The sequence below is a fragment of the Algoriphagus aurantiacus genome (assembly GCF_035156405.1).
GTDB classification, from domain to species: domain Bacteria; phylum Bacteroidota; class Bacteroidia; order Cytophagales; family Cyclobacteriaceae; genus Algoriphagus; species Algoriphagus aurantiacus.
Map to the genome: position 1 here is coordinate 1 of NZ_JAXRUT010000059.1, position 6773 is coordinate 6773.

A 6773-nucleotide genomic window follows, 5' to 3' on the forward strand; every position below is an offset into this window, starting at 1 on the left:
TTCCTGCCACTTACAGAACAGGGAATAGTACGCTTCGTTGCTTGTCTTTTTCATCCTGCAACATTATACATTCAGGACTCAACTATCAATATGGTTTTGTCGGATGCATACGAATATAGACCAAAAAGATGGTCGTTCCCACGGGTGAAATGCCTGTGCCGACGAATGACGGCATCCCTTAAGCACGGGGGTAACGCCCCGAAGCCAAGCAAGTGGCAAGCTGGTTTGCCGTGAGGCATGCAGTGAAGTAAGCCAGACTGCGGTGTCTGTACTGACAGCCTGTCCCGCAAGGCGGGAAACATGAACCACAGGCTATGAGGTCGGATGAGGTAACACATGCTGCCGAAGTCCCAACTTCCCCAAAGGGAGGAAGTACCAAAATAGTAGACCTGCCTGCCGGCCTTTAGGTTTGCAAAGGAGAATTATTAGGGAAAATCAGACCCAATGCCTTTCAGGCAGGTGTGGCAGCGATAGGCACAAGGATATTCGTCTTACCGAGAGGACTAAGCGATAAGAAATCTTCCAGCGGAAGATTTTAGCGAGGGGCCAGGATGCAGGGAATGATTGGATATCGTTAACGTCCAAGAGAAGTCAGCCGAAGTCATAGTAGCTATCAGGAACGAGCCATAAGAACTATGGAGGCCTCACAGCATAAGTGAAAGCCTGTCCCGAACTTGATTCGGGAGACTGAACATCTTGTGAAATGAAAACCAGCCTGCAGGCTGGCAGGTTCGATAAGGAGCCTGTGTGTAGCCTTATCTTAAAAGTAATGGAAAGGAATAGCTGGTGTAAAGAGCGACTATTCTATGCTTGATGAACCGCCGTATACAGCCTGTCCCGATTCATCGGGAAGACCCGTACTGCCTGTCCCGAGAATCGGGATACGGTGGAGTGAGACCTGTGCGCCGTGGCGTAGACGGCCTCGCTAACTTAATAGTTAGCGAGGCCGTCTACTCATTATGTCAAATTAATTATGTAGTTCAAATTCATTTGCGACAAAGTCGATACCATTGTTCATTTGCTTTCAAAATTTTATAGATTGCCTCTGGTTCATCCGCAGCAGGTTCCACATGAGTTATCGCCCAATTGGGAAAGCACATTTCAATTTCTTTACGACTTGCTCCGCTTGGCAAAAAGGCTCGCCATTTGGGGTCCCATACAAGTAAAAGTATTGTCGCGTCTTGAGCAGCAATATTATTTATTGCCTTTCCCATTGCAATTCGTTGTAAACTATTCAATCCATGGAAAGTTCCGGTGTCTAAAAGTAATTTATAGCCGTTTCCAATTTTGTGAAGTTCGGTTACATCATCCTTAACAAGTTTGACATTCACACTTTCATTTTTTATACGCTCTTCAGCTCGTTGCAGTGCTTTATCAACTATGTCAACACCCGTAACATCCCACCCTCGTTGTGCCAAACTGATTGCCCATATACCACTACCGCAACCAATATCGAGCGCTTTGCCATAAGGAGCAGTTTTGCCACTTTCTTCTCGCTCGAAGATCTTTGTGATTTTCTCGACAAATGGATTGTGGCGTTCAGCATCCTCCCAGGGGTGAAAGCCAATTGAATATGCAAACTTGTAATTCATGGTAATTTATTTTAGTTAATACAAAATTATTGAAATGCTGTCTGTTTTTTAATTCTGACTAACGGTTGGTATAAAGTGCGTTTCACTGCATTTTATAGAGTGTTGAAACAAGCTTTTGCTTTTTGAATAAACTATCGAACACGGCCTATAAGGGTGGTTAACCTATCCACTAGGCTATTAAGTTCATCTATAATGGCCTGGGCCTTATCTGCTGCTCCTGCTAGTTCATTCATAGCGTTTCTCCATGCTATATTACCAGGACTCGTTTGCCAATCCATATCTGAAATTCCACCTTTCATGCCCCATACGGACATAACATCCCATTCCCCGGAGCTAATTTCCAATACCATTTCTGGTCCACCTCCTGTTTTTAGCGAAGCCTTGAGATGGTAATTATTGATTATTTCAAGTGCCCTGTCGGATTTACCGGGTTTGTAATCAGTATAAGTAATTCTCTTCCACTGGGGATTATCATACTTTTTTGGTTGTGTTTGTGCGGAAACAAGTGTCGATGAACAAAGAAACAACACCATTAAAATGCTGATTGAATAATTTTTTTCATAATTATTGGGTTTTAGTGATTTATTGAAAAACCAATCTGGGCATTGTGGTAAGAACTTCCAAATCATCAAGGAGTATTGTAGAATTTAACACACGGCCAGGAAGGCCAATTGCTATGCTATCTTCAATCCTGAGGTCTAAGATCATTGTATATAATGAAAACACTTAATAAAAAACCTACCCTTTTGAGGTAGGTGATTCTTTCTGTCACTGAAAAGTAAACACCAGAGATTCTCCTTGTATTACAATTTCTGTACTTCCATTAATACCTGTTTGAAGTCGGCCTCCCTAATCTTAAATTAATAAAAGGAAATGTGCTGGCTCGTGAAAGTTAGACTTTCAATTCTTTGTCCAGGACAAAAACTTTAACGGTTTCGCGCTTGACGCCATCAAATGCCATAGCTTCCGCGGTAGCAGGGGAATTAAATATTTCCATGTATTTGTTCAGGTCTGACGTCTCACCGCAAATAGCAACTTCATTGGTTGCCGTTGTGGTAAATTCCAACTTAGTGATGCTCATTGCCTGAAATAAGTCTACATGAGATCGAAAACCTGCCTCCCATTTAGCAGAATCTTCAACTTGGCCGGTGATTAATACTTTTGTCATGGTGGTTTGTTGTTTGGTGAATTATTAAGTTACTAAAAACGGTTGGCTTTCGCTAGCATTAGCGAATCCATTTGAGGAGTAGCTGGTGCTTTTCATTAACAATGACACCATTTATTTCACCATTCCGATCGTTCTCCCATGGCGATCTGTATCCATTTCCGAACCCTATCAGTCTTCCCAAAAACATAACCAGCCTGAAACTCTTTAGCAACATTCCCAAAATCCTGTCCTTTCTCCGGGAATCAACTTTTCAAATTCTTTTTGTAAATCTGTTCAACGGATCGGCGTGTAAACGCCATGAGGGTGAAAGAATTCAAATAACATCCTTAAGATAGCTAATTAGGGTAAGATTTAAGCTGGCTATGTTAGTGAAATCTGACCTGGTTGGACTGGTTATTTGAATTATGGGTGGAACCCGTAAGCGTTCCAAATCAACTTTTTCCCGACCGGCATTGAGTTTACACGTTGTTGATTTGTCGCCACCTTCCGTCTCGTTGGTTTTATAAAACTTTATTCTAACCCTTAAAACAAAAAACTGGCAAGGATTTATTCCCTGCCAGTTTCTCGATAATGCAACCGCTTAATCGACTTCGCTCAGCACAAGTCGAGGTAATTTTTAAATAGTTAATGCCGAAAGCTTTCGGGATAGGTGGTGTGAGATGCGCACCTCGTCGGAGAAATCTGGCGAGGCCGTCTATTCGATTGTGCTCAGTTTCTATTAACATGTAATTTGTTTATATTCGGTTGATTAAACTATTTTGATATTTTCAGTCCAAGGACTATGCATATGAACAGATTATTACCGTGCATTACTTTTGTTATAACTCTACTCGCTTGTAGTCCATCAAAGGACAAACGGCCCAATATTTTGTTGGTTGTTGCCGATGATTTGGCATTTACAGATTTAGGTTCGTTTGGTGGCGAAATCGAAACACCTAATTTAGATGCACTGGCAGCATCAGGAGTAAGACTCACTCAGTTTTATGTCGCTCCGACTTGTTCTCCAACTCGTTCTATGTTGCTGTCTGGAACCGATAATCATCTTGCTGGTCTTGGAAATATGGCTGAAGAACTTCGGGAGAATCAGCAAGCAAATCCGGGGTACGAAGGATTCTTGAATTATAGAGTAGCGGCACTCCCTGAATTACTTCAAGATGCCGGATACCACACTTATATGGCTGGTAAATGGCATTTGGGTATGACGACAGAAACCAGCCCTGGAGCCAGAGGGTTTGAACACTACTTTAGTTTACTTCAGGGTTGCGCGGGTCATCTGAATCAGATGCCTTGTGTAGGACCTGGTCTAGCTGTATATGAAGAAGATGGGGAACGTGTTAATTTAACTGAGGACTTTTATTCCACACGTATGTATAGCGAAAGAATGATTGATTACTTGGAGAATCGTCCTGATGATGGAAAGCCTTTTTTTGCTTATCTGACTTATACAGCACCACATTGGCCCCTACAAGCCCCCGAAGAGTCTATAGCAAAGTATCTTGGTAAGTATGATTCTGGTTATGATATTTTACAAATATCTCGATTTGAAAAGATGAAGAAACTCGGATTAACTGCTCCTGGCATGAAACTAGTAGAACGAATTCCTACCGAAACAGCTTGGAATTCTTTGAATGAGGAAGATAAAAGAATTGAAGCTCGAAGAATGGAAATTTATGCTGCTATGGTTGACGATTTGGATCGCTATCTTGGTGCGGTTCTAGAGTCCCTCAAACGAAGTGGCGACTTTGAAAATACACTTATCGTCTTCATGTCTGACAATGGGCCTGAAGGTGCACATTTGGATATAGGGTGGGATGCTCTTGGTGAATGGGTCGATCAATGCTGTGACAACAGTTTGGAAAACATGGGGGCGGCAAACTCATATCTATGGCATGGTCCTAATTGGTCTAGAGGGGGGGTGCCTCCTTTTCGCATGTTCAAGGGCTTTACCACTGAAGGAGGCATCCGAGCTCCGGCAATTGTACATTATCCTAAAGTCATACCTGGTGGATCGATTGAAGGTTCAATGGTCACGGTTATGGATGTTTTGCCTACTATCTTAGAACTTGCGGAAATAAAACACCCCAATACATATAAGGGAAAGGAAATATTACCGCTCCGAGGTTCGTCGATGTTGTCATTGTTGAAAGGTGATAGTGAGTCCCTACATGGTGAAGATTATTCAATGGGCTGGGAGTTATTTGGCCGTAAGGCAATCCGTCAGGGTGATTGGAAGATCGTATTTGAACCTTCAGGTATTCCCTGGAAGCCGAATGATCCAAATGTGATTGTTGACCAGTGGCGGTTATATAATCTTTCATCTGATCCAGGAGAACAAATTGATTTGGCAGCACAAGAACCTGAAAGATTGACCGATCTTATTACTCAATGGGAAATTTATGTAAAGGAAACAGGAGTAATAGTTCCGGACTATGAGGCAGGCTATGCACATTAATTGAGCACAACGGCAAAGTATAAGCGTAGTGCGGGATTAGAAGCACTTCACTTTCGGTTTAACCTTATGTTCGTTAATATTCAATTCGTTTAAATTTAGCATTTTCGCCCGCATTAAGCTTATATAATGTTGACAACCGTTATTTATTTGATTCAATTTGTAATTGCTCTCGAACATAGTCGTTAAGTTCGGATTTATTTGTCCCAAGGTGTTTTTCAATCGCACTGTAATAGTCTTCATCAGTTTTTCCACTCGACATAAACTCTTTGAGCAGACTCCAACCACCTTTGTCCAATATTTTCTTGGCTATTAGTCCACCCAAAACATAATGATAAGAAGTTTCGCCATCCAAATTTGTTAGCTTGAGCATATCATCTAGGTCTATTTCAGGATGTTTCTGTAAATAGATATTTGTCCGTTTTATATGCCAATCCAAGCTTTTTCCACGGCTTCCACCCAATAAAGTCGCTACTCCTTCGGAAACCCAAAAATGCTTGTTTGGAAAGTGTTCGTCTATTTGAACGTGGAAAACTTCGTGAGGATAATATTCTCCCAAACCGCCACAATAGACTTTGTCGTCAGTTGCTTTACCACTAGGTTTTGACTGTCCGCCCATACCAATGTAATAATCGAGTCCTTTTAGTGCTTGAATTTCATCATAGTCGTCAGCGAGATAATATTCAAGTGGTTTTGGCTTGACACCAAAATTTTTACAAATCTCTTGTATAAAATCATTAAGTTTTTGAGCTTTTTGGTAGTCAAACTTATGGTATGTCGGATAATAGAAGTCCACAACACCAACGGTTGTGCAATTCCAATCTTGTTTATTTACAGTCAAAGCATTGAATAATTTGAACTCTCCGTTTTTCATTTTTGCGATATAGTTTGCTATTGCTAAAACGTATGGGCTACCATCTTCTTTGCAATAGGAAAATTGGGCTTTAATTTGACAGATTTCATTTCTGAATTTTACACTCAAAACGTGAACTGGAAACCCCATATAAAGTGAAGGCTGAAATTCGCTTTCCAAGAAGTCGTAGTTCTTATGTTTCTGTTGCTCTTCAATATTCCAAAATGCATTTTTTTCTTTATTTTGGGGATTTGAAGCCAAGTAGTTTTCAAAAAGCATCATTACCTTTTTAGTTTCAACATCTGCTGTATCAACAATGTGGTTATATGTTACCTTTTGTCCAAAAGCTTGAAAGCTCAGAAAAAGTAATATTATGATTTGTAGTAGTTTCATTTTAATGGTTGCCAACGTCAGTTCGTCTAAAAACCTTCCGGTTGGTAAAATTGCAGCCTTCCAGCTTTTCATTTTCTTTGATTTCAAGCCGCTTTCGGTAAATACCCAGAGTTAAAGGCTAAAATCCGTGTTTTATATTCCGGTGTCTTTGGGGCATCTAAAAGGTCCATCACAGCCAAAAAACAGCGCCAAAGTGCTTTCAGATATGCTTTGAGTACTTCCGGCCCTACCAAGTTAAAGATTCTACGCAGATTGTAGGCAGTGAAGATCAGGCCTACGTCTGAACTTGCTCTGTCCATTCCTTTTTTGGTGATGATG

At 41.1% G+C, this 6773-nt stretch carries 6 protein-coding genes; 1 reads left to right on the top strand and 5 read right to left on the bottom strand.

All coding sequences use genetic code 11. The annotated features are described in order from the left end of the window. Window positions 1-986 precede the first annotated feature (986 nt). From SYJ56_RS25595 to SYJ56_RS25605, 3 genes are all read right to left on the bottom strand, one after another. Entirely contained in the window at window positions 987-1592 is a 606-nt protein-coding gene (locus SYJ56_RS25595; RefSeq protein ID WP_323839214.1) for a class I SAM-dependent methyltransferase, read from the bottom strand. Window positions 1593-1723: 131 nt separating this feature from the next. Beyond that, window positions 1724-2221, bottom strand: a complete 498-nt coding sequence (locus SYJ56_RS25600) for a hypothetical protein (RefSeq protein ID WP_323839215.1) — start codon at window positions 2219-2221, stop codon at window positions 1724-1726. Window positions 2222-2484: 263 nt separating this feature from the next. Further along, entirely contained in the window at window positions 2485-2760 is a 276-nt protein-coding gene (locus tag SYJ56_RS25605) for a hypothetical protein (RefSeq protein ID WP_323826439.1), read from the bottom strand. Window positions 2761-3547: 787 nt separating this feature from the next. Here SYJ56_RS25605 and SYJ56_RS25610 point away from each other — a divergent pair. After that, window positions 3548-5212 (top strand): arylsulfatase, encoded by a 1665-nt coding sequence (locus tag SYJ56_RS25610; protein WP_323839217.1) that lies wholly within the window; start codon window positions 3548-3550, stop codon window positions 5210-5212. 139 nt (window positions 5213-5351) lie between these two features. Here the strand turns inward: SYJ56_RS25610 and SYJ56_RS25615 are convergent, their stop codons facing one another. Beyond that, a complete protein-coding gene (locus SYJ56_RS25615) occupies window positions 5352-6527 on the bottom strand; it encodes a hypothetical protein (RefSeq protein WP_323839219.1) in 1176 nt (391 codons plus the stop codon). Between the two features lie 11 nt (window positions 6528-6538). Continuing rightward, a partial coding sequence (locus tag SYJ56_RS25620) for a hypothetical protein (RefSeq protein WP_323839220.1) occupies window positions 6539-6773 on the bottom strand: 235 nt, incomplete at its 5' end.